Source organism: Kitasatospora sp. NPDC056138 (assembly GCF_042264695.1).
GTDB lineage: Bacteria > Actinomycetota > Actinomycetes > Streptomycetales > Streptomycetaceae > Kitasatospora.
The window spans coordinates 1-18235 of sequence record NZ_JBHJVK010000007.1 but is presented as its reverse complement, the minus strand read 5'-3'; the positions used below and the strand labels follow the sequence as shown (position 1 = coordinate 18235).

The window sequence follows — 18235 nt, the reverse complement described above, 5'->3', positions numbered from 1 at the left end:
TGCGGGCCCGTTCCGGGGGCGGGCGGGGTGCCTGTGCCCCACCGCTGACGCCGTCTCCCCCCGGTCCGAAGGCCGTCGCCGGGCAGCTGCTCCGGGCGGGTGAGCCGACGGCCGCGAACCCGTGGATCACCCTACGCTGCGCCCCGCCTTACCAGGCCGACGGCTCGTCGCATGCGATGCTGTGGGCCGATCCGGCCCGTACCGACGCAGCTCTCGAAGTCTCCCGGACCGCCGAACCCCATGGCCTTCCCCCTCCGCAGGGTTCACCCTGCACGGGCACCCCCAGGACTGGACGTGATCATGGACGCGCTCTCCCGCAGGACCCTGCTGGCCGCCGGCGCCGGCACCGCAGCCACCCTGGCGGCGGGCTGCGCGGGCTCCGGGGGCGGGCATCCGGCGGCTCCGCCCGACCCCGGCTCGGGCCACCGGCCCGGCAGCGCCCCCAAGCCGCCCGCCCCCGCCCCGATCGGGGACGGCTCGACCGCCGACACCGGTCCGCAGCCGCACCAGCCGACGGCCCGGCCGCTCGGACCGGGCGAGCACCCGCCGCAGTTCGTGGTCTTCTCCTGGGACGGCGCGGGCGAACTGGACAACCGGCTGTTCAGCCGCTTCCGGGACCTCGCCAGGGAACACAGCGCGTCGATGACCTTCTTCCTCAGCGGCCTCTACCTGCTCCCCGAGTCCAAGCGCGAGCTGTACCACCCGCCGCAGCACCCGGCCGGCGCCAGCGACATCGACTACCTCAACGACCAGCACATCCACGACACCCTGGAGCAGCTCGGCGCCGCCTGGCTGGAGGGACACGAGATCGGCACCCACTTCAACGGGCACTTCTGCGGCGCCACCGGCGTCGCCAGGTGGTCGCCCGAGGAGTGGGACAGCGAGATCGAGCAGGCGATGGCCTTCGTCATGAACTGGAAGACCAACACCGGCTTCACCGACCTGCCCGCCCTGCCCTTCGACTACCGGAAGGAACTGATCGGCGGCCGCACGCCTTGCCTCGAGGGCCAGCGCGGCCTGCTGCCCACGGCGGCCGAGCGCGGCTGGAAGTACGACAGCAGCGGCCCCGGCGGGCTCCAGGTCTGGCCGCAGAAGTTCGCGGGCGGGGCGCTGTGGGACTTCCCGCTGCAGTCCATCCCCTTCCCCGGGCACACCTTCCACGTGCTGTCGATGGACTACAACATCATGTTCAACCAGTCCGGTGCCAACACCAAGGGCGACTCCGACATGTACCCGGGCTGGCGCACCCAGGCCCGCGACTCCTACCTGGCGGGCTTCGAGCGGGCGTACACCACCAACCGGGCGCCGTTCTACATCGGCAACCACTTCGAGCAGTGGAACGGCGGCATCTACATGGACGCCGTCGAGGACGCCTTCAAGGTGATCGCCGAACGCCCCGACGTACGGCTGGTGTCGTTCCGCCAGCTGGTGCACTGGCTGGAGGCGCAGGACCCGGCGGTGCTGCGCAAGCTGCAGTCGCTCGGCCCCGGCGAGGCGCCGGCCGGGGGCTGGGAGACCCTCCTCGGCATCCCCGACGCGGTCCCTGCCCCTTCTGCCGCCCCGCGTACCGCCGTCTGACTCCTCCCGGCTCCTCCCGAGCCCACGAGCCCTCGTACTCGGGACGGACCTCACGCCCGGAGCCGGGCCTGCGTCCTCAGGAGCGGGGCCGCACCCGGCCCGAGATCAGCGCGCCGAACAGTGCCACACCGGTCATCACCAGGAAGATCACCGCGAACGCCGCCGCCGGTACCGGCGAGTCCTGGGCGGTCGCCAGTGAGCCGCCGCCCAGGCCCGCGAAGAGCACCCCGGACAGGCCGATCAGCAGGACGTTGCCCAGCGCGTCGCTCATCTGGAGCGCGGCCGAGTTGGCCCCGGCGTCCTCGGGGGCGGACAGCTTCATCATCAGTACGCTGACACTCGTCACCGCCAGGCCCATGCCCATCCCGCCCACGGCCCAGGCGACCGAAGCCACCCAGGCCGGTACGGCCGGCTCCAGTACCAGCGTCGTCCCCGCCACCGCCACGGCCGTCAGCACGAAGCCGAGCCGGATCATCGCCTCCCGGTGGCGCTGCAGACCTGGGCGCCCCTGCAGCCAGGAGCCCAGCGCCCAGGAGAGGCCGCCACTGGTCAGTGTCAGACCGGCCATCGTCGGGGAGAGTCCGCGCCGGGTCACCATCATCAGCGGGATGAAGGCCTCCGAGGCGAAGAACGCACCCGCCGCCACCCCGCGCAGCAGGATCACCGTCGGCAGTCCGCGCGCCGCCCGCAGTGTGCCCGCGGGCAGCAGCCGCAGCACGGCCGGGAGCAGCAGTCCCGCACCCGCAAGCCCCGGGAGGACCGCGAGCAGGTCGAGCCGCTGGCCGGCGTACTGCAGCAGGCCCGCGCCGAGTGCGGCCATCGCCGCGAACGCCGCACGCCCGCGGTCGAACTCCGGGCGCGTCGCCGCCGTCTTCCGCTGCTCCCGCTCGCTGCGGTGCAGTGCCGGTCCCATCACCGCCAGCGGCAGCAGGATCAGCACCGGTACGGCCAGGAACACCCAGCGCCAGCCCAGGTGCTGGGTCACCGCGCCCGACACCGCAGGACCGAGGATGGAGGGCAGCACCCAGGCCGCGGAGAACGCCGCGAACACCGACGGGCGCAGCCGCTCGGGAAACGCCCGCCCGACCACCACGTACAGCGCGACGATCACCAGTCCGCCACCCAGCCCCTGGATCGCCCGCCCGGCGACGAACAGCCACATGTCGGCCGCCGTCCCCGCCACCACCAGACCGGCCCCGAACACCACGATCCCGGAGAGCAGCGGCCCCATCGGCCCCTTGCGGTCGCACCACTGCCCGGACACCACCAGCGCGAAGAGCGTGCTGGTGAAGTAGCCGGAGAAGGCGAAGGCGTACAGTCCCAGCCCGTCGAGCTGGCGGGCCGCCACCGGCATCGCGGTGTTCACCGCCGTCGCTTCGAAGGCCAGCAGCAGGACGACCGAGACGATCCCCAGGGTCAGCGCCCGGTACGGGGCGCCGAGGACTCCTCCGGTGTCGGCACCGGTCTGTGTCGTGGTCGCGGCGGACGGGGTCGTGGTGGAGGGGGAGGAGGCCGTGGTCATGCCCATCATGGTAAGTGCCTATTAACTGATTTACTCCTGACCTGCGGTCCCCCGGCCGCTCCCCCATCGGTCCTAGGACCCCGACCGGCCACCGGCGTCAGTGCAGGACCTTCAGCCCCACCACGCCACCGAGAATCAGCACCAGGCAGGTCACCCGAGCCGCGGTCGCCGCATCACCCGCCACCGCCATGCCGTACAGCGCGGTACCGATCGCACCGACACCCACCCACACCGCGTAGCCCGTCCCCAGCGGGATGCTCCGCATCGCGTACGCCAGCCCGCCCATGCTCAGCGCCAGCGCCACCACGAACACCAGGCTCGGCACCGGCCGCGAGAACCCCCTGGACGCCTCCAGCGCCACCGCCCACACGGTCTCCAGCACACCGGCGACGATCAGGACCATCCAGGCCATGACAGGACTCTCCTCCGCAGTAGTGGACGGCCGGGCCCTGCCGGGCCCTGCCGCTGTACTGCGCCGTCTTGTCATACCGGGTACGACGCGCCTCGTCCGGGGCGATCAACTCACCTGGTCCCGACGGTAGCACAGGACGACACGCAGAATTCATATTCGGATATTGACGCATCCCACCGGCTCCCGCATAAGATGAATTCATCGACGCGGCACCCCGATTGAATCGGGGTCGAAACGACAGGAGCAGGCCATGAGCAGGAGGACGGCGATCATCGCGATGCCGCACGCCTGTGCCGCTCCCTGTTGTCACGCCTGTGGCACCTGTAGCGCCTGCACCGCCTTCGGCACCCTCGGCGCCTGAGTACCACCCCGTCCGGCGCGGACCGGCTTCCGCCGCCGCCCACGGCCGTGTGCCCGAGTGGTTTAGGGAACCGCCTGCAAAGCGGTTTACACGGGTTCGATTCCCGTCATGGCCTCCACGACCGAATTGCCGATCGGAGAATTATCACCGATCGGCAATTCGGCATTCCCCGGCGCAGGCGGCAGGATATTCGCGGAAAATCCGCTGCTCCAAAGCCCGTGGGGCGCCCTCCGGCTGGAGAACGCCCCACGGTTTCGGTCCGACAGTCGGCTACTCGATGACCGGCGGGTTGGCCGAGCCTCCGGTACGCCAGGTGTCCTCGTCCTCGACGAGGTAGTCCGGGCGGTTGCCGTTCTTGCCCTTCTTCTTGTTGCCGGCCGCGCCACCGGGAGCCCCGTGGGCCCCGGCCGCACCCTGGGTGCCGTTGGCGCGGGCCTTGCCCAGGCCCGAACCACCCTCGGTGAAGGCCCGACCACCGGCACCGCCGGGACGGGCACCGCCGACCGTACCGCCGCTGCGCCGGACCAGGCCGCTGCCGCCCTTGCCGCCCGCGCCCTTGCCACCCGCACCGGCGCCACCGGCGTGTGCCCCGCCCATGCCGGGCATGCCCGGACGGCCCTGGCCCGCGCCCGCACCACCTGCGGCACCCGCGCCGGACGCGCCGGCACCGCCGACCGCACCACGGCCCGCGCCCGCACCGGTCCCGGCACCCGCACCACCGGTCGAACCGCCACCCGGACGGCTGCCGGTCGGAACGGTCCTACCGCCGCCGGGCAGACCACCACCGGGCCTGCCACCGCCGGGCAGGCCACCACCAGGCAGGCCACCACCAGGCAGACCACCGCCGGGCAGACCACCGGGGTACCCGCCGCCGGGCAGGCCACCACCGGGCACACCGCCGCCGGGCACACCGCCGCCGGGCAGACCACCACCGGGCAGACCACCACCGGGCAGACCACCACCGGGCAGACCACCACCGGGCAGCGGGATGGTACCCGTCCCGGGCATGGGGTGCGTGGGCGGCAGCGAGTCGATCCCGGTGCGGTCCGGCGGAAGGTGCGGGCCGCTCGGGCCGGTCGGCAGATCCGGCGCCCCCGGACCACCCGGGTGCCCCGGCCCCGGCTGCCCGGGAGACGGGGGCGCGGGGATGTGCGGTTGCGGGAACGACGGCCCGCCCGGGTTGTGCCCGCCGGGACCGCCACCCGGGTCCGACCAGCCGGGACCGCCCTGGCCGGGGCCCGGCGGGGTCGGGTTGTGCGGCATCGGCGGCATGGGCTGAGGAGCAACACCGGGCGGAGCGGGGCTGTCGGGCTTCGGCGGGAAGCCGACCCTCTCCTCCCTGCCGCCCCCAATCGGGGTGTCGAGCCACCCGGCCGCCTGGCTGTACTGCGGGCCCAGCTGCTCCATGACGCCGATCGCGTACTGGTGCGAGATCTCGGTCGCCGACAGCTGGTCGTAGTTCTTGTTGACGGCGGCGAAGCGGTCCATGCCGCCGGCCAGGTCGGCCTTGAACTGCGCGTCGGACCGGTCCCCGAGGTCGCTGACGAACTTCAGTCCGCTGTCGAGCGAGCTGGGTACGGTGATCTGCTTCATGCTCGAGGCAGCCTGGTCGAGCGCCGTACCGGCGAAGTTCATCGCGCTGGAGGTGCTGGCGGCGTGGTCCGCCGTGTTCGTCATGCTGGTCTGGATCTCACCGGCCCGCTTGGCGAAACCCTGCGAGGCCGCGCCCTCCCAGTTCTGGGTTGCGTGCTGCACCGCCTGCTGAAGGTCGGTGGCCGCACTGCGAAGCTCCGCCTCCACGCTCTTCCAGTGGTCGCTGACCTCCTTGAGCCGGCCTGCGTTGGAGATCTCGAGCATGTGCTTGAGAGGGACGAGGTCGTACTTGTCGAAGTTCGTCTTGTCCGCAGCCATCAGACTTGCCCTTCCTGCTTCCGCATGGCCGCGACCTGCTGCTCGTCGTCGTTGCGGTAGGCGTCGTTGACCGTCTTGGTCTTGTTCCCGAAGTCGTTGATCAGGGAATCCAGCTGAGCAACCATCCCTGCCAGGAACTGCTGCATCTTGTCGTGTGCCGCATACAGGCCCTGCGCCTCGGCGAAGTCGCCGCCAAAGTCCGAACGGGCAACGACGGTGTTGTACTTGGACTTGTTGGCGGTCTGACCGAGGTTCTGTTGGAGGGCCCGCAGTCGCTTGACCACCGCCTCCAACTCGTCGATGTCGACACGGAATCCGTCGGACATACGGCTCTCTCCCCCTGGAGTGTCGATGCTTCCCCGTCTGGCACTGGCTCCGGCGGGTGGTGATGGTGTCCTAGCTGGCGGACAGCAACTCGATAGCTAGGGCGTTCGATGGTAACGCTTGCCCGAAGTGTGCTGACACACCCTCAGCGCTGCTGGTTCCCGCCCTGCCCGTACGGATTGTCCTGGTACGGCTGCTGGGGCGGGTAACCGGGCGGCGGGACCTGGTTTCCGTACGGCGGCTGAGGCTGGTTCGGGTACGGCGGCTGGGCCTGCTGCGGCCATCCGGACGGAGCGCCGTAGTGCTGAGGAGCGCCGTAGGGCGATGCACCGTACGGCGCCTGACCAGGCTGGCCCTGGCCGGACTTCCGGCGGCGGGACACCACCACGATCACCGCGATCACAGCAACCAGGAGCACCACGCCGAGGGCGGCAGCATAGAGAACGGTGGAGTTCTTGTCGCTCGACGACTTCATGACCGGCGGCTGGGCGATCGATCCAGGACCCGCTGTGCCAGGGGTCTTGTTGTCAGGGGAAGTTGCCCCGGACGTCTGGCTTCCGCTCCCCGAGTCACCATCCCCCGCGGGCTTGGCGAGCGGGCCCTGCGCCGAGCCAGCGGGGATGTCCTGGGTGAGTGCCTCGTATGGGCGGACGATGCCATAACCAAAATGCGGGTCGGGCAGTTTGGCGCCCTGCAGCGACGGCGGAACATAGGCCGACTTCACCAGTCGGTTGGCCACCTGGCCAGCTGTCAGCGTCGGGAACTTGGAGCGGACCAGGGCTGCGGCTGCGGAGACGTAAGCGCTCGCGCCAGAAGTGCCTTGGCCGATGCAGTACTGCCCACCATCGCAGGCTCCAGCACCAACAACATCCACGCCGGGAGCTGCCAGCAGGACTTCCGGGCCGTAATTCGACTTGGCCCAGATCCCGCGATTCTTGTCTGTTGCGCCAACAGCAAGGATGCCGGGGGTCTTGGCCGGGTACTCCACAGGCGTGACGCCGCTGTTACCAGCCGAGGCCACGATCAGCACGTCATGCGCGGCGGCGTAGGCCACGGCATCATCGGTATTAGGGTCCGCGATCGTGCCACCGATTGACATGTTAATGACCTTGGCGCCGTGGTCCACAGCCCATCGGATGTCCTCGGCATCCGCGCTATTGCCACGCGCGTTGCCTTTGTAGATCGATAGAAGCTTGGCGCCCGGGGCTAGCCCGATCACGCCCTCCGTGCCTCCACTGCCGTGGCCGTGGCCCGCAATCATGCTGGCCATGTTGGTTCCGTGGTCATCGGTCGGATGGGTCGCCAGGCCGGTCCCGCTCGGATCGTAGCTATCCACAACCTGACCGGTCAGGTCCTGGTGACTGCCATCCACACCAGAGTCGATGACTGCGACCTTAACGCCGTCACCCTTGCTCACCGACCAGACCTTCTGCAGGTCGAACTCCTGGTTCGCCCACTGCGCGTCGCGGACCTGGTCCGCGTTCGCGACGGGCGTGGCCGTCAGGAGGAGGCCGCCGGCCAGTGCGGTGGCGCCGAGTGCGCGCATGGTCCTGCTGAGCGTCATCTCTTCCCCGTCACCCCGTCAGTAGACAACCGATGTCCGCCTGCGCCGGCGTGAGCACAAGCAGGTGGCCCATCGATCGTATCGCCCGATACGGCGGAGCGGGCAGCCGCCCACGGCTCTGCACGGCTTCTGCACGGCGCAGTTGGCCGACATTGACTATCCGTTGACCCCGGCATCGACCACGGCGCTGACACACCGTCGGAAGCCGCCGCTCGCGCCTTGCCGCTCAGCCGACGATCGCGTCCTCCGGCAGGATCGGCAGCCGTCCGACCGGCAGGCCGGTGGCCGCCCGCACGGCGGCGGCGACGGCGGCGGGGGCGACCACGGCGGGTACGGCGCTGACGGCCTTGGCGCCGAAGGTGGCGACGACGTCGCGTTCCTCCAGCAGGGCGGCGATCCGGATGTCGGGGGTGTCCAGCGCGGTGGGGAGGCGGTAGCCGGTGAGTGAGGCGTTGAGGATGCGGCCGCCGTCGGTGCGCAGGTCCTCCAGCAGGGCCAGGCCGACGCCCTGGGCGACGGCGGCCTCGATCCGGTCCTCGATCTGGCGCGGGTTCAGGGCCCGGCCGACGTCCTGGGCCACCGTCACGTCGACGACCCGTACCGCGCCCAGTTCGATGTCGACGTCGACCACGGCCCGCATGGCGCAGAAGGCGATGGAGACGAAGGCGTCGCCCTGGCCCGACTCGTCCAGCGGCTCGGTGGGGTGCGGGCGGCACTGGGCGGTCGCCCAGAGCTCCTTGCCCTCCAGTGCCTCGGCGACGGGCATCCCCAGGACCCCGTCGTAGGAGGTGATCTTGCCGTCGGCGATCGACAGCAGCTCGACCGACATGCCGAAGTTGGCGGCGATCGGCTGGAGCAGCTGGTGGCGGACCATCAGCGCGGCCCGCTCGACCGCGCCGCCCGAGACCCAGGTGTGGCGTCCGCGTGCGGACGGGCCGGCGACCGACTGGTCGCTGTCGACCGGCGCGATGTACACCTCGGAGACGCCGAGGACCGACTGCACGATCTGCCGCGCCAGGGTGGCGAAGCCCTGGCCGACGTCGACCGCCGCGCAGATCACCGTCGCGTGGTTGCCGCTGACCCGGACGGTGGCGGTGGAGACCTCGTCCTCGCCCTCCGCGCCGAGCATGTGCACCATGCCGACCGCGTAGCCGATGCCGCGCCGTACGGCCGCCGGGTCGCCAGCGCCGCCGGGACCGCCGGGGAGCAGCCAGTCGGCCTCGGGGTCGTCCAGCGGCAGGGCGGGCAGCGGGGAGTCGGTGATCGCGTCGAGCAGGGCGGCGACCGGGGCCGGGCAGGTGACGGCCTGTCCGGTGGGCATCGGGTCGCCGGTGGCCATGGCGTTGCGGCGGCGGATCTCCAGCGGGTCGATGCCCAGCTGTACGGCCAGCTGGTCGAGCTGGGACTCGTACGCGAAGCAGGTCTGCAGCGCGCCCTCGCCGCGCATCCGCCCCGCGGGCGGGTTGTTGGTGCGTACGGCCCAGGCGTCCACGAAGACGTTCGGGCAGACGTAGGGGCCCACCGAGAACGCCGCCGCGGCGGCCAGGGCCTCCGAGGAGACGTCGGCGTACGCGCCGCCGTCCAGCAGGATCTGCGCCTCGACCTTGACCAGCTTGCCCTCGGCGTCCGCGTGGTGGCGGTAGCGCAGCAGGGCGGGATGGCGGCTGGTGTGGGCGTGGAAGGACTCCTCGCGGGTGAGGGTCATCTTCACGGGGCGGCCGGTGCGCAGCGCGAGCAGCGCGAGGGTGACCTGGAAGGAGAGGTCCTCGCGGTCGCTGGTGGCACCGGGGACGCCGGTGACGACCAGTCGGACCCGGTCGGGTTCGAGGCCGAGGCAGGCGGCGGTGCGGTCCCGGTCGCCGTGCGGGTCGGTGGAGGAGAGGTGGAGTTCGACTCCGCCGTCGGGCCGGGGCACGGCCAGTCCGGCCTCGGAGCCGAGCGGGGCCGGGTCCTGCCGGCCGACCTGGTAGAGGCCCTCGACGACGACCTCGCCGACCGCCTCCGGGTCGCCGGTGCGCAGCGGGAGGTGCCGGAAGAGGTTGCCCTCGGGGTGCAGCGGCGGGACGTTGAAGGACTGCTCGGGGTCGGTGACCGCCTCCAGCAGCTCGTACTCGACCAGGATCGAGGCCGCGGCCAGCCGGGCGGTGTCGGGGTGGTCGGCGGCGACGGCGGCGACCGGTTCGCCGTGGTGGCGGACCACGCCGCAGGCGAGGATCGGCCGGTCGGCGACGATCGGCCCGGACGGTGCGCCGTCCGGCGTGCCCTCGGGCCCCGGCGGCAGGTCGGCCGCCGTGACCACGGCGTGGACGCCGGGCAGGGCGAGCGCGGCGGTGGTGTCGATCGCGACGATCCGCGCGTGTGGGTGCGGCGAGCGCAGGACGGCGCCCCAGAGCAGGCCCTCCGCCCACAGGTCGGCGGCGTAGGGGTAGATGCCGAGCGCCTTGGGGAGGGCGTCGGTGCGCAGGGCGGCGCTGCCGAGGCCGAAGGGTTCGGCGTCCTGCGACTCCTCGGGGACCGCCGAGGGGAGGTCGGTCGGCGAGGAGATGTCGGTCGGCGAGCTCACGCACCCACCTCACTGCGCCCGGCGTCGCTCGATGCGCGCCCCGTACTGATTCGCTCGCTCATGCGTGGTCGTCCTCGCGGATGCCGTGGGCGGGGGTGGTGCCGTCGTAGCCCTCGTAGACGGGGGCGCTGTCCGCGAAGGGGGTGCCGTGCGCGGGAGCCGGGACGTACGGGGTGCCGTGGGCGGGGGTGCTCTCGTAGAGCGGGCCGTCGGCCACCACGCCGTGGGCGGGGGCGGCCTCGAAGTGGCTCTGGCCGTACGCCGTGTCGTAGGAGGCGTCGTAGGGGGCCGCGTACGAGGGCTGGGTCTCGTACCCGGGGTCGTACGGCGTGCCGTGCGCCGGGGTGGCGGTGTAGCCGGGGTACTGCTCGTAGATGCCGGTCTGGTGGGCGCCGACGGAGCCGTAGTCGATGCCGACCCCGGTCCCGGCCGTGGTGGGCTCGGTCGGGTACGGGACCTCGGCCTCGACCCAGGCCTCGGAGTCCGCGTAGATCGGCAGCTCCGCGACCTGCACGGGCAGATCGGCCATGGGGTACGCAGGCATGGGCTGGCCGGGCACGGGCTGGGCGAGCCCGGTGTCCGGTACGGCGGCGTGGACGGACCCGGTGTGCGACGCGGCGTCGGCTCCGCCCGGCTCGACCATCGAGGCCACCGAGCCCACCGGGCCCGCCGGAGCCGCCAGGGCCTCGGGGGCCACCGAGCCGGCCGAGGCCACTGCGGCGGCCCCGGCAGCCTGGGCGGACGAGGCACCGGGGACGGCCGACGGCACCGGCGCGGCTGCCTCACCGGCGGCCGCCGCCTCGTCCTCGGCGGTCTCCTCCTCGGCACCGCGCGCCTCGGCGACGGCCTGCACGGCGGCGAGCACGCCCCGGTAGCCGGTGCAGCGGCAGAGGTTGCCGCAGAGTGCCTGGCGGGCCTCGACCTCGCTGGGCCGGTGGTTGCGCTGGAGCAGGTCGTGCACGGCCATGGCCAGGCCGGGGGTGCAGTAGCCGCACTGGACGGCACCCGAGTCGGCGAGTGCCTGCTGGACGTCGCTGGCGGCACCGCCCGCCGAGAGGCCCTCGACCGTGGCGATCTCGCTGTCGGAGGCGAGCGCGGCGGGCACCAGGCAGCCGGCCACCAGCTGACCGTCCACCAGCACCGAGCAGGCGCCGCACTCACCCTGCTCGCAGCCGTCCTTGGCCCCGGCCAGGCCGAGGCGCTCGCGCAGCACGTAGAGCAGGCTCTCGCCGATCCAGGCGTCGGTGACGGGACGTTCGAAGCCGTTCACGCGCAGGGTGTACGAGGCGCAGGGGCGGCCGTCGCCACCGAACTCCACCGGGCCGAGACCGAGCGGATCGGCGCCCACCGGTCCGAGACCGAGCGGGTCGGCGCCCGGCACTCCGGTGCCCAGCGGATCTCCGCCCAGCGGGCCGAGCTCGGCCGGGCCGACGCCCGGGTACTCGGGTCCGACCTGGCCGGATCCGACCGCGCCGGAGTCGATCGGGTCTGTCGTCGTCACTTCAGCGCCCTTCCCAGTGCCCGTCGGGCCAGCACCGATACCGTACGCCGCAGCCGCAGGGCCACCGCGCCCGGCCCCTCGGGACCGCCGTCCAACGCACCGTCGGGGATGCAGGCGCCCGCCACGTACTCGCCGAAGGCGGCCGCCGCCGCCGGGTCGATCAAGGCCGCGCCCTCCTCGCCCCTGGCGTCCCAGTCGATGCAGCCGGCCACCCAGGTCTCCGCCTCCAGCGGGCGCAGCGGTACGGGGGCGACGGCGCCGACCGCGCAGCGCACGGCGCGCCGGGCGGGGTCGAGGACCAGGGCCACGGAGGCGGTGGCGCGGGCGGGACCGCTGCGGCTGGTGGCCTTGAGGAAGACCTGCGGGGCGTGCAGCAGCGGGACGCGCACCCAGGTGAGCAGTTCGCCGGGGCGCAGCGGGTCGAGCCCGGTGAGCAGGTGGCTGATCGGGACCTCGCGGGTGCCACCGGCACGGGCCAGGGTGGCGGTCGCCTCCAGGACCGCGAGGACGGGGAGGGTGTCGCCGGCCGGCGCCGCGGTGGCGATGTTGCCGCCGAGCGTGCCCACGTTGCGGACCTGCGGGGGGCCCGCGGTCCTGGCCGCGTCGGCCAGGGCGGGGATGAGCGCGGCGAAGTCGGGGCGGTCCATCCGGGCGTGGGTCAGACCGGCGCCCAGGACGGCTGTGCCGCCGTCCTCGTAGCGCCAGCCGCGCAGCTCGGTGATCCGGCCGAGGCCGACCAGGGCGGCAGGGCGGAGCCGTCCGGCGTTGACGGCTTCCATCAGGTCGGTGGCCCCGGCCACCGGCACCGCGCCTGGGGTGACTGCCAGCGCCTCCACGGCCTCGTCGAGCGAGGCCGGCAGCATGATCGTCCGGTTCACCTGGATTCCACCGTGCTCCACTTGCTCATCAAACTGCCTGACCTCCCCCGGCCTCCGGACGGGGGACCCTCACCCCGGCCTCCGGACGGGGGTGCCACCGTCCAGCCTCCGGCCGGGGTTTCAGCCCCATCGGCAGTGTGGCCTGGCCCGTAGGGTACGGGCGATCGGTGCGGGTTGGGCAACTCTGGCACACAAAGCGCGGTGATCATTTCCCGGTGGGCACGGGCAAGCAGGCGGATTCCCGGACGAATCCGGCCGGAGCCCGTCGGGATGCCGTCCGAACGGGATCGGTTGGTCACCAGTTCTTGACGCTCCGCCACCCGGGCGAGTTCCCGCCGCCGGCCGTCCGGTGGATCAATTCTCGCCCAGCCGGACGCCCCGTGTCACCGCCCCCAGGGATGATCTTGGTCGCATTCGGCGGACCTAGCGTGGAGGCACCCACTCCCGCCCACCGAGGAGCCGAGATGGCCCAGCAGCACGAACCCGGCACGTTCGCCCGACTCGCCGCCGAACTGACTGCGATGGCCGCGGCGGACCACGCGGCCTCGGCCGGCGCCCACAGCCCCGACCTCGCCGAGCAGCTGACCTGGCGACGGCTGACCGCCCACCACGGCGAGCGGCTGGACGAGATCATGGCGGCGCACGGCTGGCCGACCGCCGAGCTGGTCGGCCCGGAGGCGGCCCGCGCGGCCTGGCTGATCGCCCAGCACGCGGACCGCCGCGCCGACATCCAGCGGCGGGCCCTCGACCTGCTGACGGCGGCCGTCGAGGCGGGCCGGGCGGACGCCCGCGACCTCGCCTTCCTGCACGACCGGACCCTGGTCAACGAGGGCCGCCCGCAGCTCTACGGCACCCAGATCGGCGCGGTGGTGGACGGCGCTCCCGTCCCGTGGCCGTGCGAACAGCCCGACCGGGTGGACGAGCTGCGCGCCGGGGTCGGCATCGAGCCCTTCGCCGTCTACACCGCCGAGCACGCCCCGCACTGACACCCGCCCGGGGACGGGCGAGCAGCCGTCCGGAAGCACGAGGGCCGCACGGTCCGCAATGGCCCGCTCCCGGGGAGCGCCCCGGCAGATCCGCGGGCCGCCACTGCCGGGGCGCAGGCCCACCCGCACGCCCTCCCCCAGTTGGCGCGGCCGCCCCGGCCCCGGGCGCAGGCCCGGGCGCAGACCCCAGCCCCGGGCGCAGGCCCCAGCCCCGGGCGCAGCCCCGTAACCCCGCGGGAGGCGGCCGTCAGAGCGTCGGCACCGGCCCGTCCACCGGTCGGCCGACGACGCCGGGCCGGCGCTGCCAGGGGTGCGGCCCGCCGCTCGGGCGGTACTCGACGCCGAGCGCGTCGAGCCGGGCGTAGTGGGCCGTCATCCGCCGCTCGAAGTCGGCGAGATCCCGCTCGGCGGGGGCGGGCAGCGTGGACCAGGCGACCTCGGCGAAGGCGGCGAGGCGCGGGAAGGCCCGGTAGTCCACGTCGCGGGCGTCGTCCATGAACTCGGTCCACAGGTTCGCCTGAGTGCCGATCACGTGCCGGGCCGCCACCGCGTCCAGCTCCGGCGGCACCGGCTCGAACCGGTAGACGTCGGCCAGGCTGCGCACGTACCCGACCGGGATCGGCTCGTCGTCCCCGGGGGCCTGCCGGTGGTCGAGGTAGACGTGCTGCTCGGGGCACATCACCACGTCGTGTCCGGCCCGTGCGGCGGCCACCCCGCCCGCGTAACCACGCCAGGAGGAGACCGCCGCGCGCGCGGGCCGCCGCGACCGGGACCGCTCGGGGCCGGCTCCGCCGGCCGCCGCTCCCCCGCCGCTCCCGTCCGGCTCCGCCCCGCCCTTCGGGCCGGTGGCGACGGCCAGGCCGCCCTCCAGGATCTCGTCCCAGCCGATCAGGCGGCGGCCGCGGTCGGCCAGCCAGTGGTCGAAGTGCCGGATGAACCAACTCTGCAGCTCGTCCTCGTCGGCCAGCCCGAGCTCCTTGATCCGGGCCTGGGCCGCCGCGCTCTCGCGCCACTGGTCCTTGGGGCACTCGTCGCCGCCGAGGTGGACGAACTCGGACGGGAAGATCTCCAGCAGCTCCTCCAGCACCCCCTCGAAGAACCGCAGGGTCGCGTCGGAGACGTGGAGCACGTGGGGGCTGACCCCCCAGTCGGTCCAGACGCCCAGCGAGGCGGTGTCCACCACGTCGGTGTTGCCGAGTTCTGGGTAGGCGGTGATGGCCGCCTGGGAGTGGCCGGGCAGGTCGATCTCGGGAACGACGGTGATCTGCCGACCGGCGGCGTACGCGACGATCTCGCGCAGGTCGTCCTGGGTGTAGTAGCCGCCGTGCGGCCGGTCGTCCCGCCGTTCGGCCGCCCTGAAGCCGACCATCGAGCGCTCGCGCCAGGAGCCGACCTCGGTCAGCCGGGGGTAGCGCCTGATCTCGACGCGCCAGCCCTGGTCGTCGGTCAGGTGCAGGTGCAGGACGTTGAGCTTGTGGACCGCCATCAGGTCGAGGAAGCGCAGCACGTCCGCCTTGGGCATGAAGTGCCGGGAGACGTCCAGCAGCACCCCGCGCCAGCCGAACCTGGGGGCGTCCTCGATCTCGCAACCCGGCAGCACCCAGCCGGTGCGGCGCAGCGGCGCCCGCCGGTAGGCGTCCGGGCCGAGCAGCTGACGCAGGGTCTGCGCGCCCCAGAACGCCCCGGCCGGCCCGCCTGCGGTGATCACGGCCCGGCGGCCGGCCACGGTCAGCCGGTACGCCTCCGGGGCGAGTGCGGCGTCCTGCCGCAGTTCGATGCCGTCGGCCGCGCCGGCGGTGCCCGGGTGCAGCGGCAGGCCGGTGGCGGCGGTGAGGGCGGCCCTGAGCCAGGATTCGACGTCCGCGAGACCGGATTCGGCGGTCAGCGCGGTGGCGGGGCCGAGGCGGAACTGCTCCGCCGTCCGGGTCCGGACAGCACGCAGCGGGGCAGGGACGAGATCCACAGGGATGTCAGCCATGTGGACCATCCTGCCCCGCGCGGACCCAAGTGGCATAGACCAATGACGGACCCGGCCGATGACCGCGGAGGTCGGGGGTTACTGGTCCCCGTCGTTGCCCTGCGGCTTGTCGATCCCCTCGAAGATCTCCTTGCACATGGGGCAGACCGGGTACTTCTTCGGGTCGCGTCCCGGCACCCAGACCTTGCCGCACAGCGCCACCACGGGAGTGCCGGACAGGGCACTCTCCATGATCTTGTCCTTCTGGACGTAGTGGGCGAAGCGCTCGTGGTCGCCGTCCCCGTTGGACACCTGGGGGACGGGCTCGACCAGGGTGCCGGTGCCGAGGCCGCGCTCGGGCTCAAGAGTGCTCATAGGTGCCTAGTCTATGGGGGCGGCTCGGAACCCGGCCAGCATCCCGTGGGCGGGTGAGTCCGCTCAGTTCAGCGTCGGGTCGTCCGGATAGGTGGCGAGTATGGCCAGCGGGCCGCGCTGACGGCGCAGTACCGAGCGCCAGAGCCGGTCGGGGTCGGGGCAGGAGATGTCGCCGGGCTCGGCCTCGACCAGGTGCCAGGCGCCCTCGGCCACCTCGTTCTCCAGCTGTCCGGGCGACCAGCCCGAGTACCCGGCGAAGACCCGCAGACCGCCCAGCTCCCCGGCCAGCACCTCCGGCGGCGCCTCCAGGTCGACCAGTCCGATCGCCCCGTGCACCCGCCGCCAGCCGAGCGGTTCCGCCTGTCCGGGCTCGCCGGGCACCACGGCGACCGCGAGCGCCGAGTCGAGCGCCACCGGGCCGCCCTGGAAGACCACCGAGGGCCGGCCGGCCAGGTCCGCCCAGCCGTCCAGCACGCTGCCCACCTCGATCGGGGTCGGCCGGTTGAGCACGACGCCGAGCGCGCCCTGCGCGTCGTGGTCGAGCAGCAGCACCACCGAGCGGGCGAAGTTCGGGTCGGTCAGCAGGGGCGTCGCGACAAGGAGGCGGCCGGTGTGCGAGAGGGCCGGTGTCATGCCCACATGATCCCGCAGTCGGGGCTCCGACGGGCGCCCAACACGAAAGCCCGCGGCCGCTGCCGAACACCCGTACGGACCAGCCCGTCCGCCATGCGGCGCCCGCAGAGAGCACGATCACCAATAGGGCGCAAGGGAACCAATCGCCCGGCCATTACCATCTACGTGGTGGTGGCCCCCTGTCTCGATCGAGCCATGGTTGCCGCGCGCCTGCTGCCACCCGTACAGCGCCCCGCAGGCCCCTGCCCCTTCCCCATGGCATCCCGTGATTGCGAGAACGATGACCGACGACGTCCTGCTGGTCCACGGCGGTAACCCGCTGGAGGGCGAGATCCAGATCCGCGGCGCGAAGAACCTGGTGCCCAAGGCCATGGTCGCCGCGCTGCTCGGGCAGGGCCCCAGCCGACTGCGCAACGTCCCCGACATCCGGGACGTCAAGGTCGTGCGCGGGCTGCTCCAGCTGCACGGTGTGACGGTCCGCACGGGCGACGAGGACGGCGAGCTCATCCTCGACCCGTCGCACGTGGAGAGTGCCAACGTCGCGGACATCGACGCGCACGCCGGCTCCTCGCGGATCCCGATCCTGTTCTGCGGCCCGCTGCTGCACCGCCTCGGCCACGCCTTCATCCCCGGCCTCGGCGGCTGCGACATCGGCGGCCGTCCGGTGGACTTCCACTTCGAGGTGCTCCGCCAGTTCGGCGCCACCATCGAGAAGCACCCGCAGGGCACCTACCTGGTCGCCCCGCAGCGACTGCACGGCACCAAGATCGAGCTGCCCTACCCGTCGGTCGGCGCGACCGAGCAGGTGCTGCTGACGGCGGTGCTCGCCGAGGGCGTCACCGAGCTGCGCAACGCCGCCGTCGAGCCGGAGATCGTCGACCTGATCTGCGTGCTGCAGAAGATGGGCGCGATCATCTCGATGGGCACCGACCGCACCATCCTGATCACCGGCGTGGACGAGCTGGGCGGCTACACCCACCGCGCGCTGCCCGACCGCCTCGAGGCGGCCTCCTGGGCCTGTGCCGCGCTGGCCACCAAGGGCGACATCTACGTCCGGGGCGCCCGCCAGCTGGAGATGATGACCTTCCTCAACACCTTCCGCAAGGTCGGTGGCGCCTTCGAGGTGGACGACGAGGGCATCCGGTTCTGGCACCCGGGCGGCGAGCTCAAGGCGATCGCCCTGGAGACCGACGTCCACCCCGGCTTCCAGACCGACTGGCAGCAGCCGCTGGTGGTCGCGCTGACCCAGGCGACCGGGCTCTCCATCGTGCACGAGACGGTGTACGAGTCGCGGCTCGGCTTCACCGGCGCGCTGAACCAGATGGGCGCGCACATCCAGCTCTACCGCGAGTGCTTGGGCGGCACCCCGTGCCGCTTCGGCGCCCGGAACTTCCAGCACTCCGCGGTGGTCTCCGGACCGTCCAAGCTGATCGGCTCCGAGCTGGTCATCCCGGACCTGCGCGGCGGCTTCTCGTACCTGATCGCGGCGCTGGCGGCCGAGGGCACCTCGACCGTGCACGGCATCGACCTGATCAACCGCGGCTACGAGAACTTCATGTCCAAGCTGCGCGAGCTCGGCGCCCACGTCGAGCTGCCGTCCGAGAAGCTCGCCGCGGTCTGACCGCGGGAGCCGTGCCGGGGCCGGACCGGGAGCACCACCGGTCCGGCCC

Annotated in this window: 14 protein-coding genes, 1 tRNA gene and 1 riboswitch; of the genes, 4 read left to right on the top strand and 11 right to left on the bottom strand. The window is 72.8% G+C overall.

The window, feature by feature from the left end; translation table 11 throughout:
- Positions 1-300 precede the first annotated feature (300 nt).
- Positions 301-1578, top strand: a complete 1278-nt coding sequence (locus ACFC1R_RS07045) for a hypothetical protein (RefSeq protein ID WP_375934389.1) — start codon at positions 301-303, stop codon at positions 1576-1578.
- A gap of 76 nt (positions 1579-1654) precedes the next feature.
- Here the strand turns inward: ACFC1R_RS07045 and ACFC1R_RS07040 are convergent, their stop codons facing one another.
- Entirely contained in the window at positions 1655-3100 is a 1446-nt protein-coding gene (locus tag ACFC1R_RS07040; protein ID WP_375934003.1) for an MFS transporter, read from the bottom strand.
- Between the two features lie 97 nt (positions 3101-3197).
- Positions 3198-3512 carry a DMT family transporter gene (locus tag ACFC1R_RS07035; protein WP_375934001.1) on the bottom strand — a complete coding sequence of 105 codons (315 nt, stop codon included), beginning with the start codon at positions 3510-3512 and terminating at the stop codon, positions 3198-3200.
- A 57-nt stretch (positions 3513-3569) separates the two neighbouring features.
- A riboswitch (guanidine-III (ykkC-III) riboswitch) is annotated at positions 3570-3636 on the bottom strand.
- Between the two features lie 280 nt (positions 3637-3916).
- Between ACFC1R_RS07035 and ACFC1R_RS07030 the strand changes: the two genes are divergently transcribed.
- Positions 3917-3991 (top strand) — tRNA-Cys (locus tag ACFC1R_RS07030).
- Positions 3992-4143: 152 nt separating this feature from the next.
- Here the strand turns inward: ACFC1R_RS07030 and ACFC1R_RS07025 are convergent.
- The 6 genes from ACFC1R_RS07025 to ACFC1R_RS07000 form a co-directional block, all read right to left on the bottom strand.
- On the bottom strand, positions 4144-5784 hold the full coding sequence (locus tag ACFC1R_RS07025) for a WXG100 family type VII secretion target (RefSeq protein WP_375933998.1): 1641 nt from the start codon (positions 5782-5784) through the stop codon (positions 4144-4146).
- Entirely contained in the window at positions 5784-6110 is a 327-nt protein-coding gene (locus ACFC1R_RS07020) for a hypothetical protein (protein ID WP_375933995.1), read from the bottom strand. Before ACFC1R_RS07020 ends, ACFC1R_RS07025 begins: the two co-directional genes overlap by 1 nt.
- A 143-nt stretch (positions 6111-6253) precedes the next feature.
- Complete coding sequence (locus ACFC1R_RS07015; protein ID WP_375933992.1) at positions 6254-7672, bottom strand: S8 family serine peptidase; 1419 nt, start codon at positions 7670-7672, stop codon at positions 6254-6256.
- A gap of 226 nt (positions 7673-7898) precedes the next feature.
- Entirely contained in the window at positions 7899-10217 is a 2319-nt protein-coding gene (locus tag ACFC1R_RS07010; RefSeq protein WP_375934386.1) for a xanthine dehydrogenase family protein molybdopterin-binding subunit, read from the bottom strand.
- 76 nt (positions 10218-10293) lie between these two features.
- A complete protein-coding gene (locus ACFC1R_RS07005; protein ID WP_375933989.1) occupies positions 10294-11736 on the bottom strand; it encodes a 2Fe-2S iron-sulfur cluster-binding protein in 1443 nt (480 codons plus the stop codon).
- Positions 11733-12602, bottom strand: a complete 870-nt coding sequence (locus tag ACFC1R_RS07000; RefSeq protein WP_375934383.1) for an FAD binding domain-containing protein — start codon at positions 12600-12602, stop codon at positions 11733-11735. The genes ACFC1R_RS07005 and ACFC1R_RS07000 overlap by 4 nt, the downstream gene beginning before the upstream one ends.
- Before the next feature lie 476 nt (positions 12603-13078).
- Between ACFC1R_RS07000 and ACFC1R_RS06995 the strand changes: the two genes are divergently transcribed.
- Positions 13079-13600: a DUF6624 domain-containing protein gene (locus ACFC1R_RS06995; RefSeq protein WP_375933986.1), complete on the top strand. Its 522-nt coding sequence runs from the start codon at positions 13079-13081 to the stop codon at positions 13598-13600.
- 247 nt (positions 13601-13847) lie between these two features.
- Here the strand turns inward: ACFC1R_RS06995 and ACFC1R_RS06990 are convergent, their stop codons facing one another.
- The 3 genes from ACFC1R_RS06990 to ACFC1R_RS06980 form a co-directional block, all read right to left on the bottom strand.
- The gene (locus ACFC1R_RS06990) at positions 13848-15578 is read right to left on the bottom strand and encodes a beta-N-acetylhexosaminidase (RefSeq protein WP_375933984.1); all 1731 of its coding nucleotides are present in this window, start codon (positions 15576-15578) and stop codon (positions 13848-13850) included.
- Positions 15579-15656: 78 nt separating this feature from the next.
- Positions 15657-15932, bottom strand: a complete 276-nt coding sequence (locus tag ACFC1R_RS06985) for a DUF3039 domain-containing protein (protein WP_375933981.1) — start codon at positions 15930-15932, stop codon at positions 15657-15659.
- Between the two features lie 63 nt (positions 15933-15995).
- On the bottom strand, positions 15996-16565 hold the full coding sequence (locus ACFC1R_RS06980) for a YqgE/AlgH family protein (RefSeq protein WP_375933978.1): 570 nt from the start codon (positions 16563-16565) through the stop codon (positions 15996-15998).
- A 280-nt stretch (positions 16566-16845) separates the two neighbouring features.
- Between ACFC1R_RS06980 and murA the strand changes: the two genes are divergently transcribed.
- The gene (gene murA, locus ACFC1R_RS06975; RefSeq protein WP_375933975.1) at positions 16846-18186 is read left to right on the top strand and encodes a UDP-N-acetylglucosamine 1-carboxyvinyltransferase; all 1341 of its coding nucleotides are present in this window, start codon (positions 16846-16848) and stop codon (positions 18184-18186) included.
- The last annotated feature ends 49 nt before the right edge of the window (positions 18187-18235 follow it).